Here is a 322-nt window from a genome sequence, read left to right as displayed (position 1 = left end):
CTTCCGCGAGGATTCCACGCGCGTGCCCTATGGCTACGTGCGCGGGCTGATCTACCAGCAGGACAGTTTGAACAGCGGCACGGCGCTCATGCGCTGGGGACTGTCTGCCTACCGGGTCGAGAACACAAAGGGCGCGACACAGATGCCGGACGCAGTCCTGCGGCGAACCATCGGCCGGCGCAACGCCCATGTGGTGCTGGATCAGGAGCACATGGCAAAGCCTGGCGCGCGCTTCGAGGTCAAGCGGGATGTGCAACTCACCGAGCAGCAGCACCAGCTCATGAACGACTGCCGCGCGGTCTTCGAGCAGCTGTCCGCGGCG

The 322-nt window shown here is 65.5% G+C and carries 1 pseudogene; it reads left to right on the top strand.

The window, feature by feature from the left end:
• Positions 1–322 (top strand): annotated as a pseudogene (locus L995_RS33790) (hypothetical protein); the annotation flags it as partial.

The organism is Delftia sp. ZNC0008, assembly GCF_000799035.1.
In the GTDB taxonomy this organism is placed as follows: domain Bacteria; phylum Pseudomonadota; class Gammaproteobacteria; order Burkholderiales; family Burkholderiaceae_C; genus Comamonas; species Comamonas tsuruhatensis.
Note: the sequence above shows the minus strand (reverse complement) of the source record. Positions and strands in the feature narration are given on the sequence as shown.